General features: G+C 30.9%; 16 protein-coding genes and 1 riboswitch. Of the genes, 4 read left to right on the top strand and 12 right to left on the bottom strand.

The genetic code is table 11. The features are described 5' to 3' along the window. Positions 1-5 precede the first annotated feature (5 nt). From PG914_RS01930 to PG914_RS01900, 7 genes are all read right to left on the bottom strand, one after another. Entirely contained in the window at positions 6-491 is a 486-nt protein-coding gene (locus tag PG914_RS01930; RefSeq protein ID WP_488821995.1) for an isochorismatase family protein, read from the bottom strand. 106 nt (positions 492-597) lie between these two features. Then, on the bottom strand, positions 598-999 hold the full coding sequence (locus PG914_RS01925) for a hypothetical protein (protein ID WP_488821994.1): 402 nt from the start codon (positions 997-999) through the stop codon (positions 598-600). 111 nt (positions 1000-1110) lie between these two features. Next, positions 1111-1299, bottom strand: a complete 189-nt coding sequence (locus PG914_RS01920) for a hypothetical protein (protein ID WP_488821993.1) — start codon at positions 1297-1299, stop codon at positions 1111-1113. Positions 1300-1428: 129 nt separating this feature from the next. After that, positions 1429-2664: an Ig-like domain-containing protein gene (locus PG914_RS01915; protein WP_488821992.1), complete on the bottom strand. Its 1236-nt coding sequence runs from the start codon at positions 2662-2664 to the stop codon at positions 1429-1431. An 18-nt stretch (positions 2665-2682) separates the two neighbouring features. Continuing rightward, positions 2683-3039, bottom strand: coding sequence for a hypothetical protein (locus PG914_RS01910; protein WP_488821991.1), 357 nt, complete (start codon positions 3037-3039; stop codon positions 2683-2685). 181 nt (positions 3040-3220) lie between these two features. Further along, a complete protein-coding gene (locus tag PG914_RS01905; protein WP_488821990.1) occupies positions 3221-3493 on the bottom strand; it encodes a transposase in 273 nt (90 codons plus the stop codon). A gap of 219 nt (positions 3494-3712) precedes the next feature. Beyond that, positions 3713-3895, bottom strand: a complete 183-nt coding sequence (locus tag PG914_RS01900) for a hypothetical protein (protein WP_488821989.1) — start codon at positions 3893-3895, stop codon at positions 3713-3715. A 254-nt stretch (positions 3896-4149) separates the two neighbouring features. Between PG914_RS01900 and PG914_RS01895 the strand changes: the two genes are divergently transcribed. Continuing rightward, positions 4150-5637 carry an alpha-amylase family glycosyl hydrolase gene (locus tag PG914_RS01895; RefSeq protein ID WP_488821988.1) on the top strand — a complete coding sequence of 496 codons (1488 nt, stop codon included), beginning with the start codon at positions 4150-4152 and terminating at the stop codon, positions 5635-5637. 59 nt (positions 5638-5696) lie between these two features. Here the strand turns inward: PG914_RS01895 and PG914_RS01890 are convergent, their stop codons facing one another. The 3 genes from PG914_RS01890 to PG914_RS01880 are packed head-to-tail and all read right to left on the bottom strand — an operon-like array spanning position 5697 to position 7970. Continuing rightward, entirely contained in the window at positions 5697-6434 is a 738-nt protein-coding gene (locus PG914_RS01890) for an amino acid ABC transporter ATP-binding protein (RefSeq protein ID WP_488821986.1), read from the bottom strand. After that, entirely contained in the window at positions 6427-7134 is a 708-nt protein-coding gene (locus tag PG914_RS01885) for an amino acid ABC transporter permease (protein ID WP_488821985.1), read from the bottom strand. The genes PG914_RS01890 and PG914_RS01885 overlap by 8 nt, the downstream gene beginning before the upstream one ends. Before the next feature lie 17 nt (positions 7135-7151). Further along, positions 7152-7970, bottom strand: a complete 819-nt coding sequence (locus PG914_RS01880; RefSeq protein WP_488821984.1) for a transporter substrate-binding domain-containing protein — start codon at positions 7968-7970, stop codon at positions 7152-7154. Between the two features lie 83 nt (positions 7971-8053). After that, a riboswitch (Lysine riboswitch) is annotated at positions 8054-8225 on the bottom strand. Positions 8226-8461: 236 nt separating this feature from the next. On the opposite strand from PG914_RS01880, the gene PG914_RS01875 reads away from it, so the two are divergent. Further along, positions 8462-9391 (top strand): hypothetical protein, encoded by a 930-nt coding sequence (locus tag PG914_RS01875; RefSeq protein ID WP_488821983.1) that lies wholly within the window; start codon positions 8462-8464, stop codon positions 9389-9391. A gap of 37 nt (positions 9392-9428) precedes the next feature. Here the strand turns inward: PG914_RS01875 and PG914_RS01870 are convergent, their stop codons facing one another. Together PG914_RS01870 and adhE are read right to left on the bottom strand one after the other, a co-directional pair. Next, a complete protein-coding gene (locus tag PG914_RS01870) occupies positions 9429-9569 on the bottom strand; it encodes a hypothetical protein (protein WP_488821982.1) in 141 nt (46 codons plus the stop codon). Positions 9570-9988: 419 nt separating this feature from the next. Next, a complete protein-coding gene (gene adhE, locus PG914_RS01865; RefSeq protein WP_488822037.1) occupies positions 9989-12598 on the bottom strand; it encodes a bifunctional acetaldehyde-CoA/alcohol dehydrogenase in 2610 nt (869 codons plus the stop codon). A gap of 592 nt (positions 12599-13190) precedes the next feature. Between adhE and PG914_RS01860 the strand changes: the two genes are divergently transcribed. Together PG914_RS01860 and PG914_RS01855 are read left to right on the top strand one after the other, a co-directional pair. Continuing rightward, positions 13191-13577 (top strand): hypothetical protein, encoded by a 387-nt coding sequence (locus tag PG914_RS01860; RefSeq protein ID WP_488821981.1) that lies wholly within the window; start codon positions 13191-13193, stop codon positions 13575-13577. Beyond that, positions 13570-15438 (top strand): AAA family ATPase, encoded by a 1869-nt coding sequence (locus tag PG914_RS01855; RefSeq protein WP_488821980.1) that lies wholly within the window; start codon positions 13570-13572, stop codon positions 15436-15438. The genes PG914_RS01860 and PG914_RS01855 overlap by 8 nt, the downstream gene beginning before the upstream one ends. Positions 15439-15658 lie beyond the last annotated feature (220 nt).

Raw genomic sequence — 15658 nt, 5'->3', positions numbered from 1 at the left:
TATGTTTATTTCGATTTAAACATAGCTGCTAATGCTGAATATGAAACAAGTGGTCTCACATCGTAAAGTTTCTTTAAGGACTCTGGGAAGTCTGCAACAATACCTTGTTGTAAGAGTAAGACTCTAAACCCTCTTTCTTTAGCCCCAAAGTAAGTTGCAGTCACACAATGTTCAAGTGCATTACCTGCTATAACAACCGTATCAATATTTTTCTCTTTTAAGATCTTTTCAAGATTAGTTTTCCAAAAAGAATTATTAAATACTTTAGTCACATGAATATCTGAATCTTCTACGTCAAGTGCCTCTATATAACCATATTCCGGTCCATTTCCATCTTCGATATCACGAATCATAATAACCGGTTTATCATTTGTTCTAAATAATTTAGTTGTATGATTTATAACCCATAAAGCTGTTTCATAATTTATTTCGTTTTGTTTGTCTTCAACAAATGCTTTTTGCATGTCAATGACAAGTAGTGCTATCCCCATTTTATCAACTCATCTTTCTACTTTGTAGTTACAATTATATACCTAAGTTTAATTAAAATATATGGTTGATGCCATAAGATGCAAAAAATAAAAAATAGGTTGCAAACTATTTATAAGTTGCAACCCTAAACTTCTCAATATTAAGTTGAATTCTTTCAAGTCTTTTTTTATCGACTTCTAATTTTTTAGAGATTTCTTTATACTTATCTGTATTTGTTCCATCATAGACAAAGTCTACATAGGCTTGATGTGCCCAATAATTTCTTATCCCCGTAATCTCGTGTAAGAGTTTATAATCTTCTTTTTCTAACCAATGGTGTCCTTCGCTGTAATCTAGGTTTTTAAGTTCCTTTACAACTTCACCTAAGGTATTTCTTGAGACCACATGAAAGTTTTCCACATAGTCTCCTTTTAACATCTTGGCATAGATCCATTTAATATCATGTTCGATACATTGACAGTACATCATAAGTTTTCCAACATAAACGTGGAATAATTGTAGTTCCATAAGTTAGTCCTTTAATATTGCTTATATTCTTTCTACATTATAGCATTTCAAAACAAATACATAAAATAAAAAAAGTGGCTAACTTGTATGAGTCACTTTTAATCCATCATACTATTTCCCCTTTGACTTAGTATGAACTGGATTCTTCTGATTTGCTCTGTTATCAGCTACCGCTTTAGATGCTGAACTTGTTGGATTTGTTTGGTTTGAATGAATGTTCGCTGAACTCTTAAAACTTGTGTTGTTTGGGTTCATTGAATTAGAGCGTTGATCTTTAGAATTTTGAGTGTCTTTTGACATATAAATGCCTCCTTTCTTCCTGAGATTGAATACCCAGATAGAAAACTGACACTTCAATTATAGTCCTTTATTTTGATGTAATGTTGGTTTTTCACTCAACAAAATACGCGTTAATTTATAGAATAATTTTTATATGATTTTAGTTACTTTTTCAACTGCATTTTTAATGATTTCTGCGTCTTTGCTTGAAATCTCATCAGGTATATATTTAACATTTAAAACAGATTTGTTTGTTATTGTTTTATAGTGTACTAACGCAGATAAATAAGCACCATAAATGGATGGGTGATTGATATCTAGATAAAGATTGATTTCCGGATTATTCATAATAATTTCTAAGAAGACATCCCCAACTAATGATATTAAAGAATCTATCTCTAAAGCCATTTCCTTATAGCCATTAGAAATAATGTTGTGCATCTTTATAACTTCTTCAAAATCAGGTATATCATATGCCCAGGTTTGATAAAGAATCGTTTTAGCATTGATTCCAATTATCAATTCATTATATGTTCTTACAATGTTTTGGAATCTTTCCATATCTGTAATTAAACCAGAGCTTTGTTCCTGCAAAATAACATGGGTATAAAGATTTTTATTTAATTCTCTTGTTACAGTGAAAACTTGATCATCAAGAAATTGATACCCTGTAATAATTTTTACATGTGCAATATTACCATCTAGTTCAATCATTTTTTGAACCATCTCTGGAATATTATATGTATGTTTGGTTAGACTATTGCCGATAAACAATAAATCATATATATTTGAATCAGTTTGATAAATGACGTCAACTTTTAGCCTTGAATCTATTCTCCAATTATCCTTTAAATAAACATAAAGATTTCCTTCTCCAGCTTTCATAAATGTAACTGTTTGATTGATATCATCAATGATTGTGTTATAGTCACTTGTAGAAACGACGTAAGCTTTATTCACTGCATCAACTGGTTTATATAAAACTTCATATTTGTAGGCTACACCAGCATAGTAAGTATCTTTTGATTCAATTTTAATTTCAATTGATTCTACATAACTGGGTACATAGACGATAACCTCTTTAGTTGCTTTCTTTCCAGATGATGATGTGACTGTAATTAATGCAGTACCTCCTGCAATTGCAGTAACTTTTCCATCACTATCTACTACTAAGATTTTTTCATCACTTGATGTATATTGAAAAACATCATTATGCACACTACTAGTTACAGTTAAATACTCACTCTCAAAGATTGTTAGTGTATCTACAAAATCAATTGTAAAAGCACCCTCTTCTTCAATTGCTTCATCAAGTGTTTCTGTACATCCAACTAAAATACATGATAAAAGAAAGATTAGTATCATAAACCCTTTTTTGCTTTTCATGAAATATCCTCTTTTCTATTAATAAATAAACAAGTCAATGATAAAATCTTGGGTATTATTGTCGATAGTATGCCCATAAATCATATTAAAATCAAAATCAAATTGACATTTAATTTGACTTAAAATTTCTTCAACTTCAGACAAACTAATTTCTTCATTAGTAGTTAGATTAACAATCATTTTTTCAATCTTATGAATACCACTAAAATCTAGTGAAGGATGAATTGATAAATCAATTCTGTTCACCTTAAAGCGATTATAGTATTGTACAGCTTCTGCATTACCAAAATGTTCTTGATCTAAACCAATCTTTGATTGTGAACCAGTGATTCTTGCCATGATATGCTTGATTATATCTAAATTAAAAGGTGACATAATAGATACCTCCTGCAGTTTTTTTGATTGAATTGTTTCGTTTGTATATATTAATTATACCACTTAAATAAATAATAATCCGCGTCTTCAAGGCGCGGTTTTTCTCACACTCCTACAAGGCTTTATTTCTGGCGACCCCCATTTGAGGGTCTTTCTATTTGCCCAATTGCCTTTGACACTCTTACTTACCCGTAAACGGGTCTTTATACTCCTTGATGCTCTTCTTATCTGCTAGTTGATCATCTAATTCTTGGTTTCTGATGTAGTTTGCTGCTGTTTGCTTGTTTAGACCTACGGTCGAAACGTAGTATCCTTCTGACCAGAAGTGTCGAGATCCATAGTTGTACTTCAAATTTGCATAGATTGCTTTTCGTCGATACTTCGGTGTGAAAACTATGTGGTATTGGCAGTTCCACCTTGTATGTGATAAACTACTTGTATCATCGTTCTTCATTGTTCTGATGATAGAATCCTCCTTGGTTTAATTTGGTGTAAGGCAATTGGTCATTACCATTATACCAACCAAGAGGATTCTTTTTATTTATCGCTACTGCTTCTTTGATTCCACCCGCATAGCAGGTGGTTTTATGTTAGTCTGCGACCAGCATAATAAAAAAGCCTACCTACAGTAACTAAAGGGTTGCTGTAAGTAGGCTTTAAAGAGAGAGTTATTTTATTCGTATGTTCTGATTAAGCATTCTTTTGCAAAATCAACAGTTTTTTCATCAGCTTCTAAAATACACATAATGTATTCTAATGTCTTTGCTTCTTTAGCAAATTCATCCTGCTTGTAGACTTCTTTTAATCTACCTAATACTGTCTCCCTGATTGCTAATAATTTATCTTTTGTTCCCATGATATGTTCTCCTTCTATTTAATTTTTTCTGTATCGTTCTTTACACCTATAGTTTAACGAAGAATAAATATTTTTGCAAAGAAAGTTATAACAGAAATGTAACTTTGTGAAAATTTTACATTTTCTTACATTATTTACATTTTCACTTGAAATTTATTAAAGTATGAAATCGTTACACTATTCATGAAGAACACATTTAGATTCTAAACTTATCGAGTTTTAAAAGGTATAATGAAACTAGGAGGTAACATTCGATGGCTGACAATAAATTCAAATTAAGAGAACAGGATTGGCGTAATGGTGCACTTGTTTATCAAGTGTTAGTTGACCGCTTCGCGCGATCAAAAAACTTAAGTAATAAATTAGATTTATATAAATATCCAAGAACTCTACAAGATTGGGATACCTTACCTAAAGGTGGTACTTTTGTAGAAGATGTACATTATTGGTCACATGAGCTAGACTTCTGGGGTGGGGATTTGGCTGGATTATTAGAAAAATTAGATTATATTAAATCTTTGGGTGTTGACGTTCTATATTTAAATCCTATTTGTGAGTCTTTATCTAACCACAAATACGATGCTACAAACTATTTAGAAATATCTAAAGAGTTTGGTACTAAAGAAGACTTAGATAAGTTAATCAATGATTTACATGCTAATGGTATGAAAATCATGCTAGATGGTGTTTTTAATCACGTTGGGGTAAATAATCCAATGTTCCAAAAAGCTGTTAAAAACGAAGGATACAGACACTTCTTTGATTTTAATGATAAATATCCAAGAGGCGTTAGACTTTGGGCTGATGCACCAAGTCTTCCTGAACTTATCTTAGAAAACGATGAAGTTAAAGACTATATCTACAGAAAACCAGATTCAGTCATTCGTTCTTATATTAGACGAGGTGTTGATGGATGGCGATTAGATGTCGCATTTGATATTGGTTTTGATATCTTAAAAGACTTAAGAGATCATGCAGGACTTGATAAAGAAGATGTTATGGTAGTTGGAGAAATCTGGAATTATCCAGAGCGTTGGTTAAAATCAATTGATGGTGTAATGAATTTCACCTTTAGAGAAATTACATTACGTCTACTTCGTGGACAAATTACTGCCAAAAAAGCACTTCAAATGATCAATGATTCAATTAATGATGCCGGAATTGAACCAATCCTAAAATCATGGAATTTACTAGATAACCATGATGTACCAAGACTTGGTCATTTATTAAATACGCCTAAACTTCAAAAATTAGCTCAAGTGCTACAATTTACATTACCTGGTTCTCCTAACCTTTATTATGGTACTGAACTTGGTATGGATGGTGCAAACGATCCTGAAAACAGAGCACCAATGCGTTGGGATTTAGTAAATGATAAAAATGAGAATTTAATTTGGACCAAATCATTAATTAAGTTACATAAAGAAAACAGGGCTTTAAGAGTTGGTGATTTTATTTCAATTGATTCAGATCATTTATTCTCATTCATGAGAGTCACTGATGATGTTAAAGATACTTGTATCATATTTATAAATCCAACGGATAAAGAAGTCAGCGAAACTGTTTTACTAAGAGATTCAAGATTAATGAACTACAGTGGTTTTGATGTGGTATTCGGTGAAGAAACTAAAGCATCACTTCTTGCTGGTTTAATGGATATCAAACTTAAACCTTTTGGGTTTGTAGTACTTAAACCTAAGACAACCGTAGAAAAGAGTTATACACCATATAAGAGAGTTTAAATATAAGATAAAAAGAAAAGATGCGATTTACTCGCATCTTTTTTCATTCTAACTTATTTTTAATTCGTTAAAGATCTTCTCAGGAACTCTTTCGTTCTATCTTCTTTTGGTTTGTTAAAAATAATATCTGGGTGATTATCTTCAACAATAAACCCTTGATCCATAAAAATCACTCGATTAGATACTTCTTTAGCAAATTGCATTTCATGTGTAACAACAACCATTGTCATACCTTCTTTTGCTAAATACTTCATGACATTTAATACTTCTCCAACCATTTCAGGATCTAGGGCTGATGTTGGTTCATCAAATAACATGATTTCAGGACTCATACAAAGCGCTCTAGCTATAGCTACTCTTTGTTTTTGACCACCCGATAAAGTTGAGACTTTAGCATCCTTGAAACTTTCTAGACCAACTTTTCTAAGATAATTAATCGCTAGTAATTCAGCTTCATGCTTTTTCATTTTTAAGAGTTTAATTGGACCAATTGTGCAATTTTCTAAAATGGATTTATTATTGAATAAATTGAACGATTGGAATACCATCCCAATTTTCATTCTCAATTCATTAATATTTACTTTAGGATTCATAAGGTCATTGCTGTGGAAAATAATTGATCCACTATCTGGTTCATTTAAGAGGTTTAAGCATCTAAGTAGTGTTGTTTTACCACTACCTGATGAGCCTATGATTGTAACTACTTCTCCTGATTTAATTTCTAAATTAATATCTTTTAAGATCGTTTGATTGCCGAAACTTTTCTTTAGATTTGTAATTTTTAGAACACTAGGCATTTTTTAATCCTCCTTTACTTCTTCCTTTTTCAAGTTTATCAACAACTACGGATGTAACACCTGTTAAGATTAAGTAAATGATACCTGCTACCATAAATGAATTGATATAGTCATAAGTTGTTCCGGCAATTTGTCTTGTTGTATAAAAAATATCTGCAACACCAATAACACTTAAAACTGCTGTGTCTTTTAGGTTAACAATAAACTCATTTCCAATAGATGGTAAGGCATTTTTAATTGCTTGAGGATATATAAACTTCATTAAAGCTTGTCTTCTTGAAAATCCTAATGATCTTGCTGCTTCCATTTGACCAATGTCAATACTATTGACATTACCTCTTAAAATCTCAGCAATATAAGCAGCTGTATTTAAGATGACAATAACAAGTCCTGCAAAAAGTGGTGACCAAAAATCTAGGGTATGCATTAATGGATTTAAACCATAATAGAAAACCATCGCTTGTATGATCATCGGTGTTCCTCTAAAAAGTGTAATGTATACGGTTGCAATTACCTTTAAACTATATTTATAAACTTGAACAAACACATTATCTCTTTTTTTATCAATTACTTGAGTTTTAGCATCAACAAGTAATAAAGAAACTAGCGAACCACCTAAAGTACCAACAACTGCAAGTAGCAGTGTAATACCTACACTATATAATATGATTTGACCATACTCTTGAACAATTTCTATCATTATTAAACCTCTATTTATTATTCACTTAATGTGATTGCTTCTAACATCCACGCTTGTCTTTGTTCTTCACTAATACTTTCTAAAACAGTATTAATAGCATCAACTAATTCTGTATCAATTAATCTTGCACCAATTGATACAACAATATCTGCTTCTTCAGTTTCAAAACCACCATCCACTAATTCAATAATTTTTAATGATGGATTTGTTGAAATGACAGATAATGCTACTGGCAATTCAGCGACAAATGCATCTGCTACTTTATTTTTGACAGCAAGCGTAAGTTCGCCATAACTTCCTAAGGCTTGATTTTTAATAACCCCTGGAATTTGGTTAATTAAATCTTCATAAATTGTATTTAATTGTGCAACAACTTTAGCTCCAGAAAAATCAGAAATGCTTGTTGCATTTTTATAATTTCCTTCTGCATCAACTACCATGACAACTTCTGATTTGTAATAAGCATTTGTAAATGCGATTTGTTCTTTTCTGGTTTCAGTTGGACTCATACCAGCAATAATTAAATCTATTTCGCCAGTTTTTAATGCTGTAATTAATCCATCCCATTCAATTGCTTTAATAACCAATGTTTTATTGAGTTGTTTAGCAATTTCCTTAGCTACTTGAACATCATAACCAGCTACAAATCTGCTGTCTCCATAAATTGGATAGTTGTACTCACTTGCGGTAGTTTCCATCCAATTAAATGGTGCATAGGCCGCTTCTAAACCAACTACAATTTCATTTTCTGTTTCTAGGTCATAAGCAGTTTGTGATGTACACGCTACTAGAAATAAAAATGCTGTGATGGTGAATAATGATAATATTTTCTTCATTTCTCTCTCCTTATAATATATATATCATTAACAAAAAAAGGCACCTAGGGCACCTTTAAATAATTTAAATTTAAAATAAATTTATATTATCTAGCGCCTCTACATATTTTTTTATGTAGGAGTGTTATTAGTATTTCTAATAACCCCATAGTAAATTAATGTCTTAATCACTATTCGGCACAATAACCTTTCCAATACTTCATAGCCTACCGGCTCCATATTTTACTCATTTAATGTGCAACCTCTAAATATCTTTAATTGTTTCTTTAATTATACATATATGAAAAGATAAATCAAGTAATATTGTTTTTTACGATATTTTGCGTGAATCCATATGAACGTTAATACTAATAAGAAAATACTAAACGACATGCTTTCATCGAATTTAAATTGATTCAATTATAGGTGTTTTTATTTCTAATAGAATTAGTTGTAATAGAGATGTTATCTTGTTACAATAAAGTTATCAACTTATATCGGGGGATATACAAATGAAATTAAATAAATTAGCAGAAAAATTTGATGTTAAGCCATCTAGTGATGGTTCATTTCGTTTTGAACGAGGTGGCTTTAACTTTCAATTGATAGAAGGTGCACAAGACTTTATCAGATATAACTATCTTGTAGTTGTCTTTCAAAATGAAATATCAAAAGATATATATAAATCTATTCAAAAAGAAAATAGGTTAAAATTAAGGCCAGCATTATTTAATGCCTTTAACAGCAACAATGGATTAGCTTATTTTGCTCCATTTAAAAATAAAGATGAATTACATGAATTTATAGATAAACAAATAGAACTCTATAAGCAATTCAATCTAGAACCTATCGTTAATGATGTTATGGGGAAAGATATTGCTGATGGATATCGACCATTTGATTTAACATTAAGAAATCTTATAACACTTCGAGGTGTTTCTCTTCCTGTTAATCTTTCTAGTTTTAAAGAAATGATTGCTAAAGAAGAGGAAGAAATTAAACAAGAATTATCTAATGTTAAATATTACCCAAAGGCACTTTTAATGGCAATTGTTGGAGCACTGCTTGGTTCATTACCTGCAGTTATACTATATTCAGTTGGATATATGGTAGTTGCAGTTTATGCACTAATTCCGTTTGCAGCCTTCTACTTTTATAAAAAAGCAACTGCACCAACCAATACTTTTACAATCATATATATTGGCATAATTGGATTGATCTTCGCTGTTCTAACAAGTTTATTTGGTATGTTCACAATTGCAAGTTATTATGAAATTCCTTTTGAAATGTTATTTACTGACCCTGAAATTTCAAAAGATCTGATGACTGATATTATATTAACTATACTCTTCTATGGAATAGGCTTTGTGTTCACAGCTATTTATATTTACCGTCAAACATCTACTAAGAGATTAAAGGATATTAAAAGAATAAATAACTAAAAAAATAAAAATCCGCGTCTTCAAGGCGCGGTTTTTCTCACACGCCTACAGTTTCACCAATTTTATGCATATCTTTTGTCCAGTCAACAAAATTATCATTAGTATTACTGATATCACAGCCTGATAAAAATGTTACCCCTATTAAAACCAAAACAAAAAAACTCAATCTTTTAACCATGCTTATCCTCCCCTAATGGATTTATGGTAATGCTATTTATGTCTTTAGATTAATTGTATCACTTTTTAGAGAGTAATATTTCATATCTTCTAAGTTGCCTTTTATTCACAAAAACTTGTTATATACATCAACAAAAGAAGTTCAAGTCTAAATCAACTGTTATTTTTGCGCAAAACGACATCATAATCTAGTGTTAAATTTGAATCTTTTCTATACCAAAGCTTAATTATTTAATATCAATATAGTATTAAAAATCCTACGATACTTATTAATCATGTTATTGCGATAATTATTACAAATAGATATTCATATAGCTGAATTTTAAAAAATGGTCATTCCGTTCAGGAACAACCATTTTTTAAAGATTCAAACTTATTTTTATAAGTATTTCTAAACTTAACTTTAATAAATATTAATTACTATTTCTTATCGAAATAGGCTTTTTCTAAAATTTCTTTCATATCTTCAACTAACGGTAATCTTGGATTAGCAGTAGAACATTGATCTTCATATGCTGCATATGCAAGTTTTGTTGTATTCGCTAAAAACTCTTCTTCGTTTGCCCCTTGTTCTTTAAAACTCATTTTAATGTTTAATGATTTAGCAAGATCATAACATGCATCTGCAAACATTAAAACACCTTCTTCTATTGTCTTAGGTTTTAGCCCAATTGCTATTGCTAATTCATAATACTTTTTGTCAGCTATATAAAATTTATATTTTGGCCAAGTTGAAAGTTTATGTGGTTTTGTTCCATTATATCGAATCACATGTGGTAAAAGAATCGCATTGATTTTTCCATGTGGAATATGAAACATTCCCCCAACTTTATGTGCCATAGAATGGGATATACCTAAGAAGGCATTACCAAACGCCATACCAGCCATGGTTGAAGCATTATGCATTTTTTCTCTTGCTTCAAAATCATGACCATTTTCATATGCACGGTGTAAATACTTAAATACCATTTTAACAGATTGAATAGCTAAAGCATCAGTATAATCATTGGATAAAACAGATACGAAAGATTCAACGGCATGTGTTAAGACATCCATACCGGTATCAGCTGTTACAGTCTTTGGCTGAGTAAGTGTTAATGCTGGGTCCACAATAGCAACTGTTGGTGTTAGTGAATAATCAGCTAGTGGATACTTTTTAGCTTCTTTATTATCGGTAATTACTGCAAATGGTGTAACTTCACTACCTGTACCTGATGTTGTTGGAATACAAACAAGTTTTGATTTTTTACCAAGCTCTGGGTATCTAAATGCACGTTTTCTGATGTCCATGAATTTTTGTTTTAAGTCATTAAAATCTACATCGGGATTTTCATAGAATAACCACATAGCCTTAGCAGCATCCATTGGAGAACCGCCTCCGATAGCAATTATTGTATCTGGGTTAAATGACTTCATTAATTCATAACCTTTATAAACTGTATCAATTGAAGGATCTGGTTCAACATCACAGAATAGTTGAATATCAACATGATTACGTCTTAGGTTTAATTGATCAGTTACTTTCTTAACATAGCCCAAATCAACCATAACTCTATCCGTAATAATGATTGCTCTTGATACATCATGCATTTGTCTTAAATACTCAATAGAGTCTTTTTCAAAATATATTTTTGATGGAACTTTAAACCATTGCATATTATTTTTACGTTCCCCAATTCGTTTAATATTTAATAAGTGAATCGCTGATACGTTGTCACTAACTGAGTTTTTACCGTATGAACCGCATCCAAGTGTTAATGATGGTATGAATCTGTTGTAGACGTTACCAATACCACCGAATGTTGCTGGTGAATTTTGGATAATTCTAACTGCCTTAAGTTTTTTACCAAATGCTTTAACAACGTCTTCATTGTTAGAATGAATACATGCTGAATGTCCTAATCCATTTAACTCTACCATTTGTTCTGCAAGCATGATACCTTGTTCAGTTGTATCAGCTTTTAAAACAGCTAAAACAGGTGATAGTTTTTCATGTGTTAGTGGTTCTTTTAGACCAACTTCTTTACAACTAACTGCCAATATATTTGTCATTAGAGGTACTTCAAAACCTGCTTCTTTGGCGATAGATATTGCACTATTTCCAACAATTTTACCGTTTAGTTTTTCTCCATCAGGGAATAAAAGTTTTTCTAACTTCTTCTTTTCTTCTTGATTACAAAAGTAAACATGTAGATTTTTAAATTCTTCAACAACTTCCTTATAAATTTCATGATCTATAATGACTGCTTGTTCAGAGGCACAAACCATTCCATTATCAAATGCTTTAGACATTACGATATCATTAACTGCTTGTTTAATATTGGCAGTTTTTTCAATATAGGCTGGAACATTTCCAGCACCAACGCCAAGTGCAGGTTTACCACAAGAGTAAGCAGCTTTAACCATAGCATTACCACCTGTTGCTAGAATCGTTGATACATCCTTATGATGCATTAAAGCATTTGTATTATCTAAACTTGGATTTTCAATCCATCCAATACAATGTTCAGGTGCGCCTGCTTTAATTGCTGCTTCTTTAATGATTTTAGCTGCCTCTTTCGAACATTTTTGAGCAGAAGGATGAAACGCAAAAATAATTGGATTTCTAGTTTTTAATGCAATTAAAGATTTAAAAATCACAGTTGATGTAGGATTTGTAACAGGTGTAATTGCACATACAACACCAACTGGGTCTGCAATTTCAGTAATACCAGTAACTTTATCTTCACTAATAATCCCTACTGTTTTTAAATGTCTCATGTGGTTGATGACATATTCGACAGAAAATAAATTCTTAGTTGCTTTATCTTCAAAGACACCTCTTTTAGTTTCTTCTATTGCCATTTTTGCAAGCATTCCATGTGCATCAATTGCTGCTACAGATACTTTAGCAACAATTCTATCGATTTGAGCTTGGTCATACTTTTCATATTCTATGAGTGCTTGTTTTCCAAGCGTGACTAAAAGATCTACCTCATTAGAAGTAAGTATAAGTTTTTCCATAATATTCTCCTTATTTAATTTATGTATCGTTCTTATACCTTCATCATACTAAATATAATTTGAGAGTTCAAACGATTCTATAATGAACACGTTTTCATGAAATATAAATACTTTCAGTAGTGATTTTGAAATCTGTAACTCTTGTTTAATCCTCGACAATCTTGAATGTATTTATTGTCGTGTTATTTAATGGATTTTAGAATATAGGAGATACCTCCCTATCTGCATAAAAAAAGGTCCGATACAAATTTGTATCAAACCTATGCAATTCAATATGTGTTGGTTGACCTATTTTGGACGAATTTATCATTGCCCTTTGATTTCCGTTTTCATGGTTTTATACCTCCTATATCTAAGTCCGCAGAAAACGAGTAAAAGTTCGGGTTTACACTTAAGATTATTCTACTCACTAGTTAAATGACGAGGTATCACCTATTTTGATAGTATTTAGGCAAATCAAAAAATGCTCTTTATTAGTTTAACCTTATTCTATGAAACCTTCATAGTATCAGTACATAACCCGTGGCACAAACTAAATTTAAAATATTTTTAACATTTTTTGTAATTTATATTTACATTTTCTGTAAATCGTGATATCTTGTAATTGGGAGGTATAATAATGAGAACGAAACTCAAATCACTTGAAATTCGATTAACAGAGTTATCTACATATTTAGGTTTCTCAAGACCAACTCTATATAAATTTTTAGATGATTATGAAAAAAAGGATTTCAAGAATATAGATTTTAAAGTTAAGGTCATATTCGACTTTATAATGCAAAAATCAACTTCTAGTAAAATTGAAGTGATTAATAAGATCATTGAGTTAAACAGACAAAATGAAAGTCATGGTTCTGTAGATGATTTCATTGAAAAACTGAGATCCGACTCAGATACTCTTCAATTAATAAATACCGCTGTAGAACAAAATGGAGTTGATTCAATAGTAAGTGTTATTCAAAAAACATTAAAAAAATTAATAAAGGAGAAAACCAACAATGATTGAACGTTTTATTGACATTACTAATTTTAGAAGTATAGGTATTAATGAAACCACAAAACTAGAGCTGAATTATGTTAAGTCACCATCTGATAAAATGGGTGGTTTGATAACGTTGATCGGTGAAAATAATTCTGGAAAAAGCAACTTTTTAGAAGCAATACGTGCCTTTGGAGATAAGAAATTTAATCCTAATGATGCCCCTTATCATGTTTTTGATGTTGGTAGAGTCCCATCTATTTCTTTGGTTCTTAAAGACACTGATAGAAAGCTGGATTACAAAGTCAAAATAAAGGAAAATCGAACCTTTTACGACAAATATGAATCAAACAATGAAGTCCCTTATAAAAAACAAATAACATATACGAAGGAGCTTCAAGAGTTTATCGAATACTTTTTATCAGTTGAGATACAAAATCATGTTTCCACTAACTCAAGGGTACAGAGATATTTCCAAATTTTGAATCCTTTTATAACAAAATTATCAGCAAAGGAACCAATTGACAGAAATGATATAGGTCAAATGTTTGATCTTTTGAGAAATGGCTACGTTCAGCCAATATTGAATCAGAAATATTCAGCATCACAAATCGAAGTTTTCATAAATGAAATTAACAACACTGCATCTTCAAATGTGTATGAAGAAAAAGCAAAAGAACTTGAAACTGAGGTTCTCAATGCTTATGGTTTTAAACTTTTCCCAAGAATAATTAACTATATCTCAACACAAAACATAAAAACTGATCAGACTATATCTACAGTTAGTGGAGGTAAACTAGCTAATCCATTATTTTTTAATAAACTTTTTGATATACTTCTAGATGATAAAGTTGAAGCCTTAGAATCTGCTTATCAAAAATTCCACGAAAGTGGAAAGAAGAGAAAAGATATTCTAACTAATTATGAAAGGAAGATCAACGAAAGTCTTCAAAACTTAACTAACCAATTCAATCAGGTATATTCTTTCACAGATAAAAAGAAATACTCATTCCGAATGTCTCTTGAGAGTGATACAGTTTACTTTTTAATAAGTGAAAACGGATTTGATATACCTCTAGATAGTCAATCTGCAGGATTTAAGTGGTTCTTTGATTTTTTCTTTAATGTTTTTGCTGATAGTAAAATCGGAAATGGTGATATCGTAATACTTGATGAACCTGCAACCAATCTACATCCAGCTGGTCAAGTTGAACTACGAAAACAAATACAAGGTTTTGGTCATAAAAATGGCATTTTATTTATCATGAGCACACATTCCCCATTTATGATTGATCAAGATTACCTTGATGAGCTCAGATTGGTTAAGAAAAATAACCAGGATTCAACTCTAGTAAACAAATTCACCGTGAACGAAGATAGTTCATTTGATGTGTTATTGCCGATAAAAACCGCTCTAACTGTTAATCGTCACATTTTAATAAATCCTGATGATGTGCTAATTTTTGTGGAAGGTATTACTGATTATAATTATCTCGTTGCATTTAAAAACCTACTTAAGATTGACAGATTAACCTTCATTCCTATTCAAGGGATAAGAAGATTGAATCTTGACAAAGATTTATTGAAGATTACAAAAAAACCAATTCTTCTTGTCGATTCAGATAGTGATGGAAAGTATGTTGTCGAAAAATACCGTGAGAACAAGAATATTGAAATACATCAACTAGCAAATGTGGATTCAAAATTCACAGTGATAGAAAGCTTATTCAGTGAAGCTGATAGAAAACTATATTGCTATCGAGATGATGATAAAAAAGACTATAAACTATCTTCCTATTTTAAACACAACATTGATGATTTGAAGAAAAAGCTATCTAAGGAAACCAAGGATAACTTTGAAAAATTGCTTAATCACATTAATATTTAAATGGAATGGCCATATCTCAAGTTCAAAGAGATATGGCTTTTTTTGTGATAGTGTTCACTCAGATATAGATATACGATATTTTTAATAATGATAATCTCAAATCTTTCTCCTTCAATGGTTAATGGCAAGAATCTAATAAATTGCCGGAAAATCATCAACGATTTGTTAAGAACATTGAATCAAGTGCAAGTTCATAACCAATATAAAAAGCCTACATATT

The sequence above is a fragment of the Acholeplasma sp. ORD1043 genome, from assembly GCF_057808485.1.
The sequence above is the reverse complement of the archived record's forward strand: the minus strand, read 5'-3'. Positions and strand labels throughout refer to the sequence as shown.

Coding starts and splice junctions, on each gene's coding strand:
- PG914_RS01930 (WP_488821995.1), bottom strand. CDS start 491: ATGGGGATAGCACTACTTGTCATTGACATGCAAAAAGCATTTGTTGAA.
- PG914_RS01925 (WP_488821994.1), bottom strand. CDS start 999: ATGGAACTACAATTATTCCACGTTTATGTTGGAAAACTTATGATGTAC.
- PG914_RS01920 (WP_488821993.1), bottom strand. CDS start 1,299: ATGTCAAAAGACACTCAAAATTCTAAAGATCAACGCTCTAATTCAATG.
- PG914_RS01915 (WP_488821992.1), bottom strand. CDS start 2,664: ATGAAAAGCAAAAAAGGGTTTATGATACTAATCTTTCTTTTATCATGT.
- PG914_RS01910 (WP_488821991.1), bottom strand. CDS start 3,039: ATGTCACCTTTTAATTTAGATATAATCAAGCATATCATGGCAAGAATC.
- PG914_RS01905 (WP_488821990.1), bottom strand. CDS start 3,493: ATGAAGAACGATGATACAAGTAGTTTATCACATACAAGGTGGAACTGC.
- PG914_RS01900 (WP_488821989.1), bottom strand. CDS start 3,895: ATGGGAACAAAAGATAAATTATTAGCAATCAGGGAGACAGTATTAGGT.
- PG914_RS01895 (WP_488821988.1), top strand. CDS start 4,150: ATGGCTGACAATAAATTCAAATTAAGAGAACAGGATTGGCGTAATGGT.
- PG914_RS01890 (WP_488821986.1), bottom strand. CDS start 6,434: ATGCCTAGTGTTCTAAAAATTACAAATCTAAAGAAAAGTTTCGGCAAT.
- PG914_RS01885 (WP_488821985.1), bottom strand. CDS start 7,134: ATGATAGAAATTGTTCAAGAGTATGGTCAAATCATATTATATAGTGTA.
- PG914_RS01880 (WP_488821984.1), bottom strand. CDS start 7,970: ATGAAGAAAATATTATCATTATTCACCATCACAGCATTTTTATTTCTA.
- PG914_RS01875 (WP_488821983.1), top strand. CDS start 8,462: ATGAAATTAAATAAATTAGCAGAAAAATTTGATGTTAAGCCATCTAGT.
- PG914_RS01870 (WP_488821982.1), bottom strand. CDS start 9,569: ATGGTTAAAAGATTGAGTTTTTTTGTTTTGGTTTTAATAGGGGTAACA.
- PG914_RS01860 (WP_488821981.1), top strand. CDS start 13,191: ATGAGAACGAAACTCAAATCACTTGAAATTCGATTAACAGAGTTATCT.
- PG914_RS01855 (WP_488821980.1), top strand. CDS start 13,570: ATGATTGAACGTTTTATTGACATTACTAATTTTAGAAGTATAGGTATT.